Annotated in this window: 14 protein-coding genes and 1 other RNA gene; 5 read left to right on the top strand and 10 right to left on the bottom strand. The window is 60.6% G+C overall.

The window, feature by feature from the left end; all coding sequences use genetic code 11:
* Positions 1-179: 179 nt before the first annotated feature.
* Entirely contained in the window at positions 180-371 is a 192-nt protein-coding gene (locus QD461_RS02050) for a DUF1192 domain-containing protein (RefSeq protein WP_184702662.1), read from the bottom strand.
* A 28-nt stretch (positions 372-399) separates the two neighbouring features.
* The gene (locus QD461_RS02045; protein ID WP_184702664.1) at positions 400-1,674 is read right to left on the bottom strand and encodes an MFS transporter; all 1,275 of its coding nucleotides are present in this window, start codon (positions 1,672-1,674) and stop codon (positions 400-402) included.
* A 226-nt stretch (positions 1,675-1,900) separates the two neighbouring features.
* Here QD461_RS02045 and QD461_RS02040 point away from each other — a divergent pair, with 226 nt between their 5' ends.
* A complete protein-coding gene (locus tag QD461_RS02040) occupies positions 1,901-2,062 on the top strand; it encodes a hypothetical protein (RefSeq protein WP_414086254.1) in 162 nt (53 codons plus the stop codon).
* Between the two features lie 48 nt (positions 2,063-2,110).
* Here the strand turns inward: QD461_RS02040 and QD461_RS02035 are convergent, their stop codons facing one another.
* The 7 genes from QD461_RS02035 to tkt form a co-directional block, all read right to left on the bottom strand.
* On the bottom strand, positions 2,111-3,028 hold the full coding sequence (locus QD461_RS02035; RefSeq protein WP_414086253.1) for a PhzF family phenazine biosynthesis protein: 918 nt from the start codon (positions 3,026-3,028) through the stop codon (positions 2,111-2,113).
* A 102-nt stretch (positions 3,029-3,130) separates the two neighbouring features.
* Positions 3,131-4,405: a serine hydrolase domain-containing protein gene (locus QD461_RS02030; RefSeq protein WP_414086252.1), complete on the bottom strand. Its 1,275-nt coding sequence runs from the start codon at positions 4,403-4,405 to the stop codon at positions 3,131-3,133.
* Between the two features lie 237 nt (positions 4,406-4,642).
* Positions 4,643-5,842 carry a phosphoglycerate kinase gene (locus QD461_RS02025; protein ID WP_414086251.1) on the bottom strand — a complete coding sequence of 400 codons (1,200 nt, stop codon included), beginning with the start codon at positions 5,840-5,842 and terminating at the stop codon, positions 4,643-4,645.
* Positions 5,843-5,915: 73 nt separating this feature from the next.
* Positions 5,916-7,766, bottom strand: coding sequence for a potassium/proton antiporter (locus tag QD461_RS02020; protein WP_414086250.1), 1,851 nt, complete (start codon positions 7,764-7,766; stop codon positions 5,916-5,918).
* 319 nt (positions 7,767-8,085) lie between these two features.
* The gene (locus QD461_RS02015) at positions 8,086-8,670 is read right to left on the bottom strand and encodes a putative glycolipid-binding domain-containing protein (protein WP_414086249.1); all 585 of its coding nucleotides are present in this window, start codon (positions 8,668-8,670) and stop codon (positions 8,086-8,088) included.
* Between the two features lie 2 nt (positions 8,671-8,672).
* Positions 8,673-9,683 (bottom strand): type I glyceraldehyde-3-phosphate dehydrogenase, encoded by a 1,011-nt coding sequence (gap, locus tag QD461_RS02010; RefSeq protein WP_092850606.1) that lies wholly within the window; start codon positions 9,681-9,683, stop codon positions 8,673-8,675.
* A 64-nt stretch (positions 9,684-9,747) separates the two neighbouring features.
* Positions 9,748-11,730, bottom strand: coding sequence for a transketolase (gene tkt, locus QD461_RS02005; RefSeq protein WP_414086248.1), 1,983 nt, complete (start codon positions 11,728-11,730; stop codon positions 9,748-9,750).
* Between the two features lie 404 nt (positions 11,731-12,134).
* Between tkt and QD461_RS02000 the strand changes: the two genes are divergently transcribed.
* The 3 genes from QD461_RS02000 (at position 12,135) to ssrS (ending at position 13,060) form a co-directional block, all read left to right on the top strand.
* Complete coding sequence (locus QD461_RS02000) at positions 12,135-12,410, top strand: DUF4164 domain-containing protein (protein WP_184702678.1); 276 nt, start codon at positions 12,135-12,137, stop codon at positions 12,408-12,410.
* A gap of 47 nt (positions 12,411-12,457) precedes the next feature.
* Positions 12,458-12,835: a cell division protein ZapA gene (locus tag QD461_RS01995; RefSeq protein WP_414086247.1), complete on the top strand. Its 378-nt coding sequence runs from the start codon at positions 12,458-12,460 to the stop codon at positions 12,833-12,835.
* Between the two features lie 66 nt (positions 12,836-12,901).
* A non-coding RNA gene (ssrS, locus tag QD461_RS01990) (6S RNA) lies at positions 12,902-13,060 on the top strand.
* 74 nt (positions 13,061-13,134) lie between these two features.
* Here ssrS and QD461_RS01985 read toward each other — a convergent pair.
* Positions 13,135-14,934 carry a chloride channel protein gene (locus tag QD461_RS01985; protein ID WP_414086246.1) on the bottom strand — a complete coding sequence of 600 codons (1,800 nt, stop codon included), beginning with the start codon at positions 14,932-14,934 and terminating at the stop codon, positions 13,135-13,137.
* Between the two features lie 226 nt (positions 14,935-15,160).
* Here QD461_RS01985 and QD461_RS01980 point away from each other — a divergent pair, with 226 nt between their 5' ends.
* Positions 15,161-15,601, top strand: a complete 441-nt coding sequence (locus tag QD461_RS01980; protein WP_414086245.1) for a MarR family winged helix-turn-helix transcriptional regulator — start codon at positions 15,161-15,163, stop codon at positions 15,599-15,601.
* The last annotated feature ends 34 nt before the right edge of the window (positions 15,602-15,635 follow it).

The raw sequence follows: 15,635 nt of genomic DNA, 5'->3' as shown, positions 1-15,635 counted from the left end.
CGCAAAAGCGGCTCTCAAGGTAAAACAGGGAGAAAAATCAGACCAATTCGCCAAGTGAAGGAACCGTCTGAGTCCAGAGCGAATCTGGATGGTCATAGTAATATGTCGTAAAGCTTAATATTCTGTTGAGCATGTCTTAATCTTGAGCTTGCAAGCCAAGGTTCCGTTGGTCGTGCTCCTCAGAACCGGAAGAGGCCTTCCGCCGCCTTTCGGCCGGATGCCTTGGTGGCGACCTCTTCTTCCAGCCTGGTGATTTCGCTCTTCAGCAAAGCAATGCGATTGTTCAGCTCGTCGACCGAAAGCAGCGACAGGTCGCTGCCGATCTCATGCGCGGAAGGCTTCTGCGGGCGATCGTCGTCGAATATGCTCATTTCGGCTCCTCCTTTTTCTGCAAAGGGTTCAGGTGCCGTAATTTATAGAAATATCGTCCTTTTTTGAAGTGTCGCTTCGCGCGAGCGCCATACTCTCCGGCGTGATCATCTGCGCATTGGCAGACGGCATGGTCGTATAGGCATCGCGATCGCCCGCGGGCTTTGCGGCGCGGCGGCGGCTGCGAAAGATCGAATAGGATGTGATCAGCACGTGCGCGACGGCCGTCAGGAAGAAGAGCGAGTAGGGGCCGACGGAGGACATGACCGGGCCGCCGATCGTCGGGCCGATGATCGTGCCAATGCCATAGAGCAGCAGCAGGCCGCCGGAAACCTTGACGAAATCCTCCGGTGCCGCGAAGTCGTTCGCATGAGCGACGGCGATCGGGTAGAGCGTATTGGCGAAGGCGCCGTAGATCACCACCATGCTGATGAGGAAGTAGGGGCTGCCGGGCTTCAGCAGGAAGAGCAGGAGGCCGTCCAGAGCCGCGACGGCGGCCATGCCGGCGAGCACGTAGCGGCGGTCGATACGATCCGAAAGGCGGCCCGCCGGCAGCTGCATCACGGCGCCGGCAAAGATGGTCATGCTCATCATCAGCGCGATATCGCTCTGGGACAGGCCGGCATTGGCTCCGAAGACCGCGCCGAGCGTACCATAAGCGCCGTTGGCGATACCGACCAGCAGTATGCCGAGCGAGGCGACCGGAGAATTGCGGTAGAGCGCCTTGAGATCGAGGCTGACGGCTTTCAGTGGCTGCGGGGAGGCGGCGGTCGACAGTGTGGTGGGCAGCATGGCGACGCAATAGCAGATGCCGCACATCATAAAGAGAATGGGTGTGTGGATATCCGCGAAGGGCACCATCATCTGGCCGGCGACCGCGCCGATCAGGGTGATGCCGATATAGAGCGAGAAGATCGCGCCGCGGCTTTCGTTGGTGGCGCGCTCGTTCAGCCAGCTCTCGATGATCATAGAAGTGCCGGCCGTGCAGAAGCCGGTTACCGCGCGCAGCGCCACCCACCAAATCGGGTCGACGATAATGCCGGTCAACAGCGCAATGATGGCGATGACGGAGATGAAGCCTGAAAAGGCACGGACATGGCCGATGCGCCTAACAAGCTTCGGGGCTGTGAGGCAGCCGAGCACGAAACCGGTGGCCCAGGTCGTGCCTAGCAGGCCGAGCGTCGTGGTCGCATAGCCTTCGGCCGTGCCGCGCACAGGCAGCAGCAGGCTATGAAGGCCATTTCCGGTGAATAAGAAGAGCGTACCGAACAGCAGGGCCAATACCGGCAAAATGTTTCTTTTCATGCTCCTCACCTTCATGCGGCTCCGCTTCAGGAGCCGATAAGACAGGATCCCGCCCTGCCTGTATTCGCTATTGATTGTGTCCCGGATTGCCGCTATCGGCCTGTAGAAACAGTCTGTTGGCGCGGAAAAATGTCCGTCCTATGACGATTAGAGCATGTTCGCAAAAACTGTGCAGCGGTTTTTGGTCGCGGCTGTTCTCACTCTTGCGCAAACGGGGAAAAATAGCGTGACAAAAGCCATCGCGGTGGTGCTGTTGCTCGCCATGGCGGTGCAACTGATCAAGCCCTTGGGGTTGCCGGGCCTCAGACGCCGGGCCGATTTTTGGAAGATCGCGATCATCGCCTTCGGCATCTGGACGATCGCATTGGTCATCAACGAGACGTTTTGAGGCGTTTCGGGCCGAAATTCGGCCCTTTGATCGGTTCGGCCTTTCTCTTCAGAGCAAGATCTCGCCGCGCATGATGTGTACGCTGCTGCCGGTCAGAAAGACTTCGTTTACTACGCCAGCGATTTTCCCGACTTCGACGCCGATCACGCTGCGTCTTCCCATCTCCACGCCCTGCTCGATGGTGATTTTTAGCTCCGCATCCTGCTGCGGCAGGAGCGAGGCCAGATAGGCACCGATGGCGGCGGAGGCACTCCCGGTTGCCGGGTCTTCCATCACATTGTCCAGAGGCGCGAACATGCGGGCGCGAATATGCCAGGGATTTTCAGACGAACGCACGTAGAGAAAGAGCGAAAAGCCGGTCTTGTCTTCCTTGTGTCGCGCGGCGGCTTCGGCAAAGACGGCGGCATTCGGTTTTGCTTTGGCCAGCGCTTCGAGACTATCCAGTTCCGCAAAGGCGAATGGAAGACCGACAGAGGCGAATGTCGGAGCATGGGACGACCGGCGGATCGACTGCGGATCGATCTGTACGCAGCGTGCAATCAGATCGTCGGCGATCGCCTCGCCGAGCGTGAGTTTTGCCGGAGCGCGTATGCGGGCACCGGTGACTTGCGCGTCCTCGCGCAGCACCGTCACTTCGACCAGGCCGGCATCCTCTTCGAAGGTCAGCCGCTCACCAACCGGCTTTCCGAAGATTTCCCGCTGCTGGCCGAGGACGAAAGCGGTGCCGACATTGGGATGACCGGCAAAAGGGATCTCGGCAGTCGGCGTGAAGATGCGAACCCGCGCCGTATGATCGGGATTGTCAGGCGGCAGCACGAAGGTCGTTTCCGAGTAGTTGAACTCGGTCGCAATCTTCTGCATCGCGTCACTGCTGAGCCCGCGTGCATTGGGGATGACCGCCAGCGGATTGCCGACGAAACGTTCGGAGGTGAAGACGTCGACGGTGACGTAGGCGACGGTATTCATGGCGATCTCCGGAGCTTTCATTGAACTCCAGAGATTTAGCCTTTGCCTCGCTGAGCCGGGAAGCGCGAACTTGTGCCCGTGACAAGTTCGCCGGCGTCCCTCTCAATTGCCCTGAAACTGCTTCAGCACGCTCGACCAGAGTTCGACCAGTTCGGCACCGCCCACATCATTCGGCTTTGCGCGCACAGCAGTGTGGACGAGGACGAGATGTGTCGTCGGATCGACGAGAATGCGCTGACCTGCCCGGCCATCGAGGAAGAATGTTCGGCGCGGTCCGGGCATAAGCCAGGTTTGATAGCCGTAGCCCCACGGGTTGGTCTCGTGATTGACTGCGAGGAAGGAGCCCTGCCTGACTGGTTGCGTTGCGTCCAGCAGCCATTGGCGCGGTATGATCTGACGACCGTTCAGGGCGCCGTCATGGGCAAGCAGCAGAGCAAAGCGGGCATAGTCGCGAAGTGTCGCGCTGAAGCAGCAATAGCCGACTTCCTGGCCCGTGCTGTCGATCTGCCAGTTGGCGCTGGCTTCCGCGCCCATCGGCTGCCATATCCGGGTCTGGAGGTAGTCCGACATCGACATATGGGTGGCGCGGGTCAGGACAAGGCTTAGCCCTTCGGTGTCGAGATTGCTGTAGTGCCAAACCGTGTCGGGAGGCGCGACCCGCTTGTTGAAACGCGATACGGCGCTAATGGGATTGAGCTTTTCCGGGCCAAGCAATGAATTGCTGAGCCGGACGTTATCGTCGGGATTGCCGAAGTTTTCGGTGAAGGCAATGCCGGAGGCCATATGCAGCAACGCGCGTATCGGTGTGCTGCCCATTTCGGTGTTCTTCAATTCCGGCACATAGGTCTGCACGGTATCGTCGACGGAGTGGATGGCACCTTCGGAAAGGGCAATGCCGACGAGCATGCCCGTCAAGGTTTTTGCCATGGATTGCGAGACAAGGCGGTCGCGATCGGTACGGCCGTATTGGTAGTGTTCAAAGAGGATCGTATCGTTACGTGCGATCAGCAGTCCCGTCGTGGGATTGGTGTCGAGATACTTCGCCAAAGAGGCGGTTTCCTTACCGAACGTGAACTTCACCGAAATCTCGGCTGCCGCGCGTAGCAGCGGCAATGGGTGTTCGGCCGCGGCAATCGTGTGCGTCGGTGCCAGCTGATCGGCGTGGCTGAAGTTGCCGATCATGTTTTGCTGCCTGCCCATTGGTGGGCTTAGTGATGGGCCTGTGGGATAACCGAGTTTCTCACCATAAGCTTCGGCGTCAGGTCCAGTCGGGGAAAAGACGGGGTTGGCCGGCTGCATCTGCTGGGCATGCGCAGCATCTATTTGGAAAACCATCACCACGGCAAGAACAGCAACAAGACTGCGCCAGGCAAACATACGGCAACCCCTCAATTAAGCCCCTCTATGATAGGCGGGACAAGCTAGTGCCGCGCTTTCGTGACATCTGTTTGACATGATTGCTTTTCGACGCTGCAGCAAGCCATCATTTCATCGCCTGCACTATGCCACGTCCAGTCGTGAACGTCGGGTTACCGGATGTCTATTAGCCGAAAGCAAAAAGCCGCGAAAGGTTTAGCTTTCGCGGCTTTCTTTATTCAAGAGAAGGCGGCTCGATTACTTGCCCTGCAGAACCGCGACGCCCGGAAGAACCTTTCCTTCCATCCATTCGAGGAAGGCGCCGCCTGCCGTGGAGACATAGGTGAAGTCGTCGGTGACGCCGGCATGGTTGAGCGCGGACACGGTGTCGCCGCCGCCGGCGACCGACGTCAGCTTGCCGGCCTTGGTGCATTCGGCTGCATACTTGGCAACGGCAACCGTCGCGGCATCGAAAGGCGTGATCTCGAAGGCGCCGAGCGGGCCGTTCCAGACCAGCGTGGTGGCGCGGCCGATCCAGTTGTTGATCGCTTCGACGGACTTCGGACCGACATCGAGCACCATAGCATCAGCCGGGATGGCTTCGATGGCAACGACTTCGTTTGCGGCGCCGGCCTTGAATTCGCGTGCGATGACGCCGTCCTCGGGCAGCACGATAGCGCAGCCGGCGGTGGCGGCCTCGATCATGATCTGCTTGGCAGTGTCGGCGAGATCATGCTCGCAGAGCGACTTGCCGACGTTGGTGCCGCGGGCAGCGAGGAAGGTATTGGCCATGCCGCCACCGATCACCAGTGCGTCGACCTTCTTCACGAGGTTCATCAGAAGGTCGATCTTTGTGGAAACCTTGGCGCCGCCGACGATTGCGACGACCGGGCGAACCGGATTGCCGAGGCCCTTCTCCAGAGCTTCAAGCTCGGCCTGCATCGTGCGGCCTGCATAGGCCGGCAGCAATTGAGCGAGACCCTCGGTCGAGGAATGGGCGCGGTGGGCCGCGGAGAAGGCGTCGTTGACATAGATATCGCCATTGGCGGCGAGCGCCTTGGTGAAGGCTGCGTCGTTCTTTTCTTCTTCCTTATGGAAGCGGGTGTTTTCCAGCAGCAGGATGTCGCCATTGTTCATCTTGGTGACGGCGTCTGCTGCCGGAGCGCCGATGCAATCGGAGGCGAAAAGAACTGCGTGGTCCAGTACTTCCTCGACGGCCGGCACGATCAGGCCGAGGGAAAGGTCTGGCGAGGGGCCATCCTTCGGGCGGCCGAAATGGGCGAGCAGGATGACCTTGGCACCCTTCTGCGACAATTCGAGAATTGTCGGCGCGACGCGCTCGATACGGGTCGCATCGGTGACTTTGCCATCCTTGACCGGCACGTTGAGGTCGACGCGCACGAGTACGCGTTTGCCGGTGATGTCGTTGAGATTGTCAAGGGTTTTGAAGGCTGCCATGGGGAGGATCCAATATTGTTGGTGGCGTGAAGCGCGCAGACCATACTACGGATGACCAGAGACGCAAGGACATTCAGCTGTCGCTTTTGCCCGCATTTGAATCGTTTGAAACGGCCTCTGCCGGGCGTTCCCGCCGCTTTTGCAGGTAGGTTCGGACGCTCTTAAAAATATCGTGGAAATTGACGAAGATCGGCAGGAGCACAGGCGGTTCGACCGCTTCCAGGGACATGCCGACGGACTGGATGTGGTCGTTCTCGTCGAGATCGCGGACGATGAGGATGATCTCGCCCAGGCGAATGCGATCCGCATAGTCAGCTTTGCCGCCCAGGCGGTGACGCATGAGCTCGGCGATGGTGAGGCCCTTTTCCTGTTCGCTGAGCAGCCCCGGACCGTAGGCGGCGTCGAGATCCGCCGCGGGGCGCAGCGGCGAGATCGAGAATGCGCCGAAGAATTCCGCATCGTCCGGATCGACGGGTGCGCGGCTGGCAAAGATGCGGTCGAGCAGGCGCGAATAGTTGGGTGAGACGAAGAGATAGACGACGTCGTTCTCGCGCAGGCGGCCGGCATATTGATAACGCATCGACTTGCCGTCGCGGACGACGAGCGAGGGCATGGCCCAGCGTGGGATGCGCTCGCCGCGCAGAACCGGGCTGTCCTTGACGACGCGGTAGGTGAGCAGCTCGTGATTGACCGTGCCGGGCAGATCGACTTCGACCTTGTCGATCGCGCCCATGCGTGGCGGGACGATGAGGCCCAGGCGCCGTGCCATCGGCTTGATCGTCCAGCCCTGGACGAGCAGCGACACCAGCACGACGATGAAGGCGACGTTGAAATAGGTCTGTCCCGACTGGAGATTGCCGAGGATCGGCATGATGGCAAGCAGGATGGAGACCGCTCCGCGCAGGCCGACCCAGGCGACGAAGCCGGTCTCGCGCTGGGTGTAGTCGAAGGGCAGCAGGCAGAGCCAGACGGCGATCGGACGGGCGATGAAGATCAGGAACAGCGCGAGCGCCACTGCGGGGATGGCGATGGCAGGAAACTGCGATGGCGTGGCGAGCAAGCCGAGGACGAGGAACATGATGATCTGCGCCAGCCAGGTCATGCCATCTTGGAAACGCTTGATCGAAGCGGAGGCCGGCATCTTGCGATTGCCAGCATAAATGCCGGCGACGTAGACGGCTAGGAAGCCGCTGCCGCCGACGGCGCCAGTAAAGGAGAAAACGAGGAGCGCCAGCGCCAGCACGAAGATCGGCGTCAGGCCGCGGTCGGTTTCGAGACGGCTGACGATGAGGACGATCATCATGCCGCCGATGAGGCCGAGGATGACGCCAAGGCCCATCTGCTCAACGAAGGTCGCCAGCATGGCGAGATTGATGCCGGCATAGCCTTCGCCGCTTGCGAGAAGCTCCACCAGGGCGAGCGTCAGGAAAATGGCCATCGGGTCGTTGGTGCCGGATTCGACTTCGAGCGTTGAGCGCACCTTGTCGCGGATATTGATGCCGCCGATGCGCAACAGGAAGAAGACGGCCGCCGCATCCGTGGAGGCGACGATGGAGCCGAGCAGCAGGCCCTGCAGCCAGGTGAAGCCGAGCAACCAGGCGGCGGCAAGGCCGAACAAAGCCGCCGTCACGATAACGCCGACCGAGGCGATCGTTAGCGCCGGTGCCGCCGCAAGCTTGAAGGCCTGGATCGGTGTGCCGTAGCCGGAATCGAAGAGGATGATGGCAAGCGCGAGAGAGCCGAGAATATAGGCGAGATAATTATTCGAGAATTCGATACCGAGGCCATCCGTGCCGGCGGCGAGGCCGATCATCAGGAAGAGCAGCAGCAGGGGGGCGCCGAAGCGAAAGGCAATGAGACTGGAGAAGGCTGCAATGAGAATGAGGACCGTGCTGATCAGCACGATGACGTAAAATGCCTCCACCTTATCTTTCCCTTTCCGTGCGCCACCGCTGGGGCCCAAAAGCCCGGAATGTTGGAAATCTCTCCAGTTTCCATCATGCCGCCGTGCCAGGTCGATTGGCAAACACGGAAATCGCTCGGAGGAGAGTTTGCGAATCGAAACTCGTCTCCGATGACTGTAACGTCATGGTGTGATGCGCTTTGCCAGAACAGCAAAGCGGCTTTGAACGCCCTGGGGACCTCTCTCTCGAAATCTACTGGTAAATCTGGACCATAGCAGGGCAGCATTCAAAAAATCGAAATGTTTTTAAGATGATGCGGGGATCTGCCTTGGTGGCCGATCAGAGGTGGACGCGTCTGAAATAGATAGGATAGTCGATGACGAGACCATCCGCGTCGACAGGCAGATCGACGGTAAAATCCCTGTCTTCCGCTGCGTAGCGATAGAGCGCTTCCGGCACGATGCAGGTGTAGTTCTGGTGATCGCGCACGGGTTCGAAACGATCGAACGGGATATAGAGCATGGGGAGTTTTGCCGTGCCGTCCTGCGGTGCAAGCTCGAGCCGACGGATCGGCAGGCTGTTGGTGAAGGGCGAGCCATAGAGGTCGACGTCAATACAGCCGTCGAACTGCGGCAAGGCTTGGCCATCTTCGGTGCGCCAACGACCCTTGCCATCAGAGATCAAGGCAAGGCGGCGACCGTCGGTGGTTTCGACGGAGAAGGAGAGGACCGCCCAGCCGGCGGTGCAATCGATGCGGTAGGAGACGCCATAGGGCGTGCCGCCACGGCCGCCAATAATAATGCCGGCGGCACGGATGGCCGCGCCGCCGGCATTGTCGATAGGGGTAATCGTCAGGTGCTCCAGCCCGTCTCCTTCCATCGGACGCCAGCGAACTGTCGTCGAAAGGAGCGGGCGGAAGGCCATGATCAGATCAGCTTTGCGAAGGCAACAGCCGTGTCGGACATACGGCTGGAGAAGCCCCACTCGTTGTCGTACCAGGAAAGGACGCGCACGAAATTGCCTTCCATGACCTTGGTCTGGTCGGTCGCGAAGATCGACGAGTGGCTGTCATGGTTGAAGTCGCGGGAAACCAGCGGCTCGTCGGTGTAGCCGAGGATGCCTTTCAGCTTGCCGTTCGATGCAGCCTTGATGGCTTCGTTGATTTCTCCGACCGTGGTTGCCTTCTTGGACACGAACTTGAAGTCGACAACCGAGACGTTCGGCGTGGGAACGCGGATCGACGTGCCGTCGAGCTTGCCCTTCAGGTGCGGCAGCACGAGACCAACGGCCTTTGCGGCGCCCGTCGAGGTCGGGATCATGGACAGGGCTGCGGCGCGGGCGCGGTACAGGTCCTTGTGCATGGTGTCGAGCGTCGGCTGGTCACCGGTGTAGGAGTGGATGGTTGTCATGAAGCCGTGGTCGATGCCGACGGCGTCATCGAGAACCTTCACGACCGGCACCAGGCAGTTCGTGGTGCAGGAAGCGTTGGAGATGACCAGGTGCTCCTTGGTGAGCTGGTCGTGGTTGACGCCGAAAACAACCGTCAGGTCAGCGCCGTCAGCAGGAGCCGAAACGATGACGCGCTTGGCGCCGGCCGTTAGGTGAGCTGCGGCCTTGTCGCGGGCGGTGAAGATGCCCGTGCATTCCATCGCGATGTCGACGCCGAGATCGCGGTGTGGCAGGGTTGCCGGGTCCTTGATCGCAGTGACCTTGATCGGCTTGCCGCCGCCAACGATGATCGTGTCGCCTTCGACCTTCACTTCGGCGGGGAACTTGCCGTGAATGGAGTCGTAACGCAGCAGATGTGCATTGGTTTCGACCGGGCCGAGGTCGTTGATGGCAACGACTTCGATGTCGGTGCGACCGGACTCGACGATTGCACGCAGGACGTTACGGCCGATGCGGCCAAAACCGTTGATGGCTACTTTTACAGTCATTGAAATTCACTCCCGTTCACTCAGGGTGTCTGTCTATTGGATTTGAGAGCGCTTGTCAGCGCCCTCAGGAAAGCTTTGCTTCAGCTGCGGCGACAACAGCTTCGGTGGTGATGCCGAAGTGCTTGTAGACGTCCTTATAAGGAGCCGAAGCGCCGAAGCCCTTCATGCCGATAAAGGCGCCTTCCGGTCCGATGAAGGCATCCCAGCCTTCGCGAACGCCGGCTTCGACTGCAACCTTGACCGGCGAATTGCCGATGACGTCCTTGCGGTAGGCTTCCGGCTGTTCGAAGAAGAGCTCGGTGCAGGGAACGGAAACGACACGCGTGGAAACGCCCTTGCCTTCGAGAGCCGTGCGGGCTGCGACGGCGAGCTCGACTTCGGAGCCCGAAGCGAAGATCGTCACCTTGGCATCAGCATTGCCGGCCAGCGTGTAGGCGCCCTGTTCGCAGAGGTTCTTCTCGCTGTATTCCGTACGAGCAGCCAGCAGGTTCTGACGCGTCAGGGCAAGGCCGGACGGACGGTTGGTCGTCTTGATGGCGATCTGCCAGCATTCGGCCGTTTCCGTGGCGTCTGCCGGGCGGAAGAGCTGGAAGTTCGGAATGGCGCGCAGGCTGGCGACCTGCTCGACCGGCTGGTGGGTCGGGCCGTCTTCGCCGACGCCGATGGAATCATGCGTCAGGACGTGGATGGCGCGGATGCCCATCAGGGCAGCGAGGCGAAGCGGCGGGCGGCAATAATCCGAGAAGATCAGGAAGCCGCCGCTATAAGGGATGAGGCCGCCGTGGAGCGCTATACCGTTCATGGCAGCAGCCATGCCGTGTTCGCGGATACCCCAGTGCATGTAGCGACCCGAGAAATCGGTCGGGGTGATGGACTTCATCTGGCTGGTCTTGGTGTTGTTCGACGGCGTCAGGTCGGCGGAACCGCCGATCGTTTCCGGAATGAAGCCGTTGATGACTTCGAGCGCGTCTTCCGATGCCTTTCGAGTTGCGACCGTCGGCTTGGTTTCAGCGAGCTTCCTCTTGTAGTCGCTGATGGCGGCGTCGAAGCCGGCGGGCAGCTTGTGGTCGAAGCGACGCGTGAATTCGGCCTTCTTGGCGGCGTCGGCCGCGGCAAGGCGGCCTTCCCACGCTTCGCGGGTGCCGATGGAGCGTTCGCCAGCGGCGCGCCATTCACCGAGAATTTCGGTCGGGATGACGAAGGGCTCGTAGGGCCAGTTCAGCGCGACGCGGGTCGCGGCAATTTCCTCGGCGCCGAGCGGCGATCCGTGAACCTTGTGCGTGCCCTGCTTGTTCGGAGCGCCGAAGCCGATGATCGTCTTGCAGGCGATGAGTGTCGGACGGTCGGACTTGTGAGCGGCTTCGATGGCGGCGCTGATGGCGGCCTGGTCGTGACCGTCGACTTCGATGGTGTTCCAGTGAACAGCCTTGAAGCGCATGATCTGGTCGGTCGAATCCGAGAGCGAGACGGCGCCGTCGATGGTGATGGAGTTGTTGTCCCAGAACAGGATCAGCTTGTTGAGCTTGAGGTGGCCGGCAAGCGCGATGGCTTCATGGCTGATGCCTTCCATGAGGCAGCCGTCGCCGCACATGGCGTAGGTATAGTGATCCTGAAGCTCTGAACCGAACTCCTCACGCAGCTTGCGTTCGGCGATCGCCATGCCGACGGCATTGGCAATGCCTTGGCCGAGCGGGCCGGTGGTGGTTTCGATGCCGGTGGCGTGGCCATATTCCGGATGGCCGGCTGTCTTGGAGCCGAGCTGGCGGAAGCGCGTCAGCTCTTCGACCGTCATGTCCGGATAGCCGGTGAGGTAGAGAACCGAGTAAAGCAGCATCGAGCCGTGGCCAGCCGACAGGACGAAACGGTCGCGGTCCGGCCAATGGGGGTTCTTCGGATCGAAGCGCAGGTATTTGCTAAAGAGAACGGTGGCAACATCGGCCATCCCCATTGGCAAACCGGGGTGACCGGAATTGGCCTTCTCGACAGCATCCATGGCAAGGAAACGGATTGCATTTGCCATCCGGTCGTGTTGTTCGCGAGAGTTCATGGGTTTTTCCGCAGTGTTCCGGGTTCTCGGGGGATGGCCACACGCTTGGGAGGGAGGGCCATCGGTTGAAAGGCGGGCTAAGGGGAGACGCTCTTCCGAACGCCATTTCCAACGTCGCCTCAGGCGGCTGAGACATAGCAGTTGGGGCGAGCAAGTCAACAAATCGAGGGGGTATTCAGGGCAGGGCGCGGCAATTTTTTGACATTTGCCCGTTCACTTTTACAAAAGACGACAATCATGCGACAAGGCCTATGCGGTCGGCAAAGGCGGCATTCATCCACAGAATAGGGTGCCTGTCGCATGACGGCCTTTATTGACGTGCAGTCGCCGAGTTGAATATTGTTGCGAAATCAGACAAGTGGCCGGATGTTTTGATTCGGGCCTTGCGCGGAGTATCGAAGGCCATGACACCTTCAGGCAAAACGGTGGACGCAGCGCTCGCCCAGTTGCGCCAGGCGCTTTCCACTTTGGAAAACGCGGTTGACGGGCGGTTCGAGCGCGAGCGTGCGCACAGCGACATAGAAGGCGAGGTTCGCCGGGTTCATGCCGATCGCTCGCGCTTGGCTCAGGAGCTCGATCAGGCCGAGTTTCGAGCGAACCGGCTCGAGGAAGTCAATCGTGAGGTGTCGCGCCGGCTTGTTACGGCGATGGAAACCATAAGAGCCGTGCTGGACCGCTGATTCCTCGGGAGGCAGCCGTCGCGGCACGGCAATGATCGGAAAGTCGAATGGCACAAGTAACGGTAACGATCGACGGCAAAGCCTACCGGATGGCCTGCGAAGAGGGCCAGGAAGATCATCTGACCGATCTCGCCACTCGTTTCGACCGATATGTGCTGCACTTGAAGAGTCAGTTCGGGGAGATTGGCGACCTGCGCCTCACCGTCATGGCCGGCATCATGATCACCGACGAGGTATCGGAATTGACGCGTCGCGTTTCTGCGCTGGAGACCGAGCTGGAGGGCTTGCGCAGCAATCGCGATACGACCATGGCTGCCAATGCACGCGCCGAGGAGACGCTCGCAAGCGTCATCGACGAGGTAACGACACGCATTCAGGGCATCACCGAGAAGCTGATCGCCCGGCCAAACGCCGAACAGGCCTGAGTTTATTTCTGCGGATGCGCACCGAGGCCCTCTGGTGCGATAACGCAATCCGCTCTATATAGGTCGTGCGGTCTGCGCTTCCCGACAGGAACCACAATCCCTGGGGCCATACTCGATCCAAAGGGAGCTGTCCCTGGCCAGGCCCGTGGGCCTGGACATATGGCGCCCACCTACGTTTGTAGGCACCCAGGATCGTAAACATCCATCGGTCGTCGTGGATCGCTCTTCAACTTTTCCCCGATAAGGCAAGGAAGGCGCCGCGTAGTTCTTCTGCCACGCTGACGCCACTCCTCCTCCCCTTAACTTTTCGAGCCCAGATAGGCGCCCCGCTCCAGTTCGGCCCGGTTGGTCGCGCTGCGCAGCCGCAGCAGGTCCTTGCGGGCGATCAGGCCGACAAGCCGACCGGTCTGTGCCTCGACGACGGGGACGCGACCCGTATCGGCGTGGATCATGATGTCGGCGACGCGGCCGACCGTGTCCTCGAGATGGGCAACCGGAATGGCCGTATCCGAGATCACGTCGTAAAGCGTTTGATCCATCAGATCCGGTTCAATCTGCCACCGCAGGGCGTCGGCGCGCGAGATCATGCCGACCAGACGGTCATTGCTTTCGACAACGGGATAGAAGCGATGCGCATCCAGCCGCTCCGTCATATGCGACAGAGCTTCGGACAGGCGCATGGTAGCGGGCAGGGTATCCACCTTGGCGATCATGATATCGGCGGCGCGAGTGAGCTCGAACGGATCGATGCCGTATTCGCGGGTAATATGCTGGCCGCGTCGGGCGATCTTTTCGGTCAGGATTGAGCGGCGCAGCAGCAGCACGGTTACGGCATAGGCCGCTACAGTGGCGGCGAGCAGGGGCACCAGCGCGCCCATGTCTCCCGTCAGTTCCGTGGCAAAGAAGGTGCCGGTCAGCGGAGCGCGCATGGTGCCGCCCATCATTGCCGCCATGCCGAGCAGCGCCCAGAAGCCGGGATCGCCGGGTAGTGCGAGCCCGACGAGCCAGCCGAGCGCGCCGCCGAGAATGAGGAGCGGTGCGAGTACGCCGCCCGACGTCCCGGAGGAAAGGGCGACAAGCCAGATCCCTGCCTTGACCAGCAGGATCGCCAGCACGGCGCCTGTGGCGATGTGATTGTTCAGGAGGTCGGCGATGATGTCGTAGCCGACGCCGAGTGCGCGAGGCTCGATCAATCCACCAAGGCCGACGACGAGGCCGCCGAGGGCCGGCCACCACATCCAATGGATCGGCAGCTTTTCGAAGGCGTCTTCGATCTTGTAGAGCAGGGTAGTCAGCAGGCCGGATTGCAGGCCCGACACGATGCCGAGGCCGGCGGCGAGCAGAATTCCCCACCAGGACAGCGTCATATCGAAATGCGCGGGAAACAGCGCGCCACTGCCGATCAGGAACGGACGCCAGACGACCGAGACACAGGCTGCTACGGCAACGGGGATGAAGCTGCGCGGCTTCCATTCGAACAATAACAGTTCGACGGCGAGCATGACCGCTGCTATCGGCGTGCCGAATACGGCTGTCATGCCGGCTGCGGCGCCGGCAACGAGCAGGGTCTTGCGCTCGGCGGCGCTCAGATGAAAGAGCTGAGCAAAGAGCGAACCGATGGCGCCGCCCGTCATGATGATCGGGCCTTCGGCACCGAACGGACCGCCCGAGCCGATCGAGATCGCCGATGACAGCGGCTTCAGCACCGCCACTTTCGGCGACATGCGGCTACCGCCGATCAGGATGGCCTCGATGGCCTCCGGAATGCCGTGCCCGCGGATTTTCTCCGATCCGTAGCGCGCCATGAAGCCGATGACGAGGCCGCCAATGATGGGTGCCGCCACCATCCAGGGCGAGCGTGCCACGGAGGTGAAGGACAGCGGCTCCGTGCTGATCTTGAATAGCCAGACGGCATTGCTGACGAGTGCGATCAACTTGATCAGCACCCATGCTGCGAAAGCGCCGCCGGTGCCGACCACCAGCGCCATGGAGATCAATAGCAGCACGCGCTTGTCGGTGGTGAAATCGCCATTGTCTTTCCGGGACGCTCCGCCGGAGAAATCATGCCTGTTACTTTGTAGGGTGGGGGTGTCCTGCATTGTCGACCTTCTGTGCCAGAGCGGTTCCGCCTTTCTTCGAGCCGCGAAAATGCTCCATCTTCTTGTTTTTACGCATTCCGGACGGAAAACCGCTTCGCACTTTTCCTGGAATTGCTCTAAGCGTGCGCGCCTGTCAGTCGATTGCATTTTGGCGCGAGATGGCAATTATATCGTAATGCGATATAAATCAACAAAGATTACCGGCTGCGGCAAAGAGGACGATGCGATGGTGCGGAATTTGGATGAAACCTTGTCGCAGGCGGATTACGAGGCGTTGGCCACGCTGCGCTACACCCTGCGCAAATTCACGGATTTCAGCACGTCGGCAGCGCAAGAGGCGGGGTTGCCGCCGCAGCAGCACCAAGCGCTTCTGGCCATCAAGGGCAACCGTGCCAGCGAGCCGATGACGATCGGCGCATTGGCGGAGAAGCTGTTGATTGCTCCCCACACTGCTACGGAGTTGGTCGGGCGACTGATCGATAGCGAGTATGTCACACGCCAGCCCGATCCCGCGGACAAGCGTCGCCAGACCCTGCACTTGACGGAAAAGTCCGACAAGGTTCTGCAGCAGCTCAGCTCGATCCATCTGGTCGAAATTCGCGACATGGCGCCGAAGCTGATCGAAATTCTCACGCAGCTTCAGGCAGGCGTTCGGGCTGAAAGCTGAGGAATGCCATCGCCGTTACGGCCGGCGATGGCGC

The organism is Rhizobium sp. BR 314 (assembly GCF_047445805.1).
GTDB classification, from domain to species: domain Bacteria; phylum Pseudomonadota; class Alphaproteobacteria; order Rhizobiales; family Rhizobiaceae; genus Rhizobium; species Rhizobium lusitanum_B.
Note: the sequence above shows the minus strand (reverse complement) of the source record. Positions and strands in the feature narration are given on the sequence as shown.

Bases quoted from the DNA above. Each gene is read 5' to 3' on its own strand.
- QD461_RS02050 (WP_184702662.1), bottom strand. From the start codon at position 371: ATGAGCATATTCGACGACGATCGCCCGCAGAAGCCTTCCGCGCATGAG.
- QD461_RS02045 (WP_184702664.1), bottom strand. From the start codon at position 1,674: ATGAAAAGAAACATTTTGCCGGTATTGGCCCTGCTGTTCGGTACGCTC.
- QD461_RS02035 (WP_414086253.1), bottom strand. From the start codon at position 3,028: ATGAATACCGTCGCCTACGTCACCGTCGACGTCTTCACCTCCGAACGT.
- QD461_RS02030 (WP_414086252.1), bottom strand. From the start codon at position 4,405: ATGTTTGCCTGGCGCAGTCTTGTTGCTGTTCTTGCCGTGGTGATGGTT.
- QD461_RS02025 (WP_414086251.1), bottom strand. From the start codon at position 5,842: ATGGCAGCCTTCAAAACCCTTGACAATCTCAACGACATCACCGGCAAA.
- QD461_RS02015 (WP_414086249.1), bottom strand. From the start codon at position 8,670: ATGGCCTTCCGCCCGCTCCTTTCGACGACAGTTCGCTGGCGTCCGATG.
- gap (WP_092850606.1), bottom strand. From the start codon at position 9,683: ATGACTGTAAAAGTAGCCATCAACGGTTTTGGCCGCATCGGCCGTAAC.
- tkt (WP_414086248.1), bottom strand. From the start codon at position 11,730: ATGAACTCTCGCGAACAACACGACCGGATGGCAAATGCAATCCGTTTC.
- QD461_RS02000 (WP_184702678.1), top strand. From the start codon at position 12,135: ATGACACCTTCAGGCAAAACGGTGGACGCAGCGCTCGCCCAGTTGCGC.
- QD461_RS01995 (WP_414086247.1), top strand. From the start codon at position 12,458: ATGGCACAAGTAACGGTAACGATCGACGGCAAAGCCTACCGGATGGCC.
- QD461_RS01985 (WP_414086246.1), bottom strand. From the start codon at position 14,934: ATGCAGGACACCCCCACCCTACAAAGTAACAGGCATGATTTCTCCGGC.
- QD461_RS01980 (WP_414086245.1), top strand. From the start codon at position 15,161: ATGGTGCGGAATTTGGATGAAACCTTGTCGCAGGCGGATTACGAGGCG.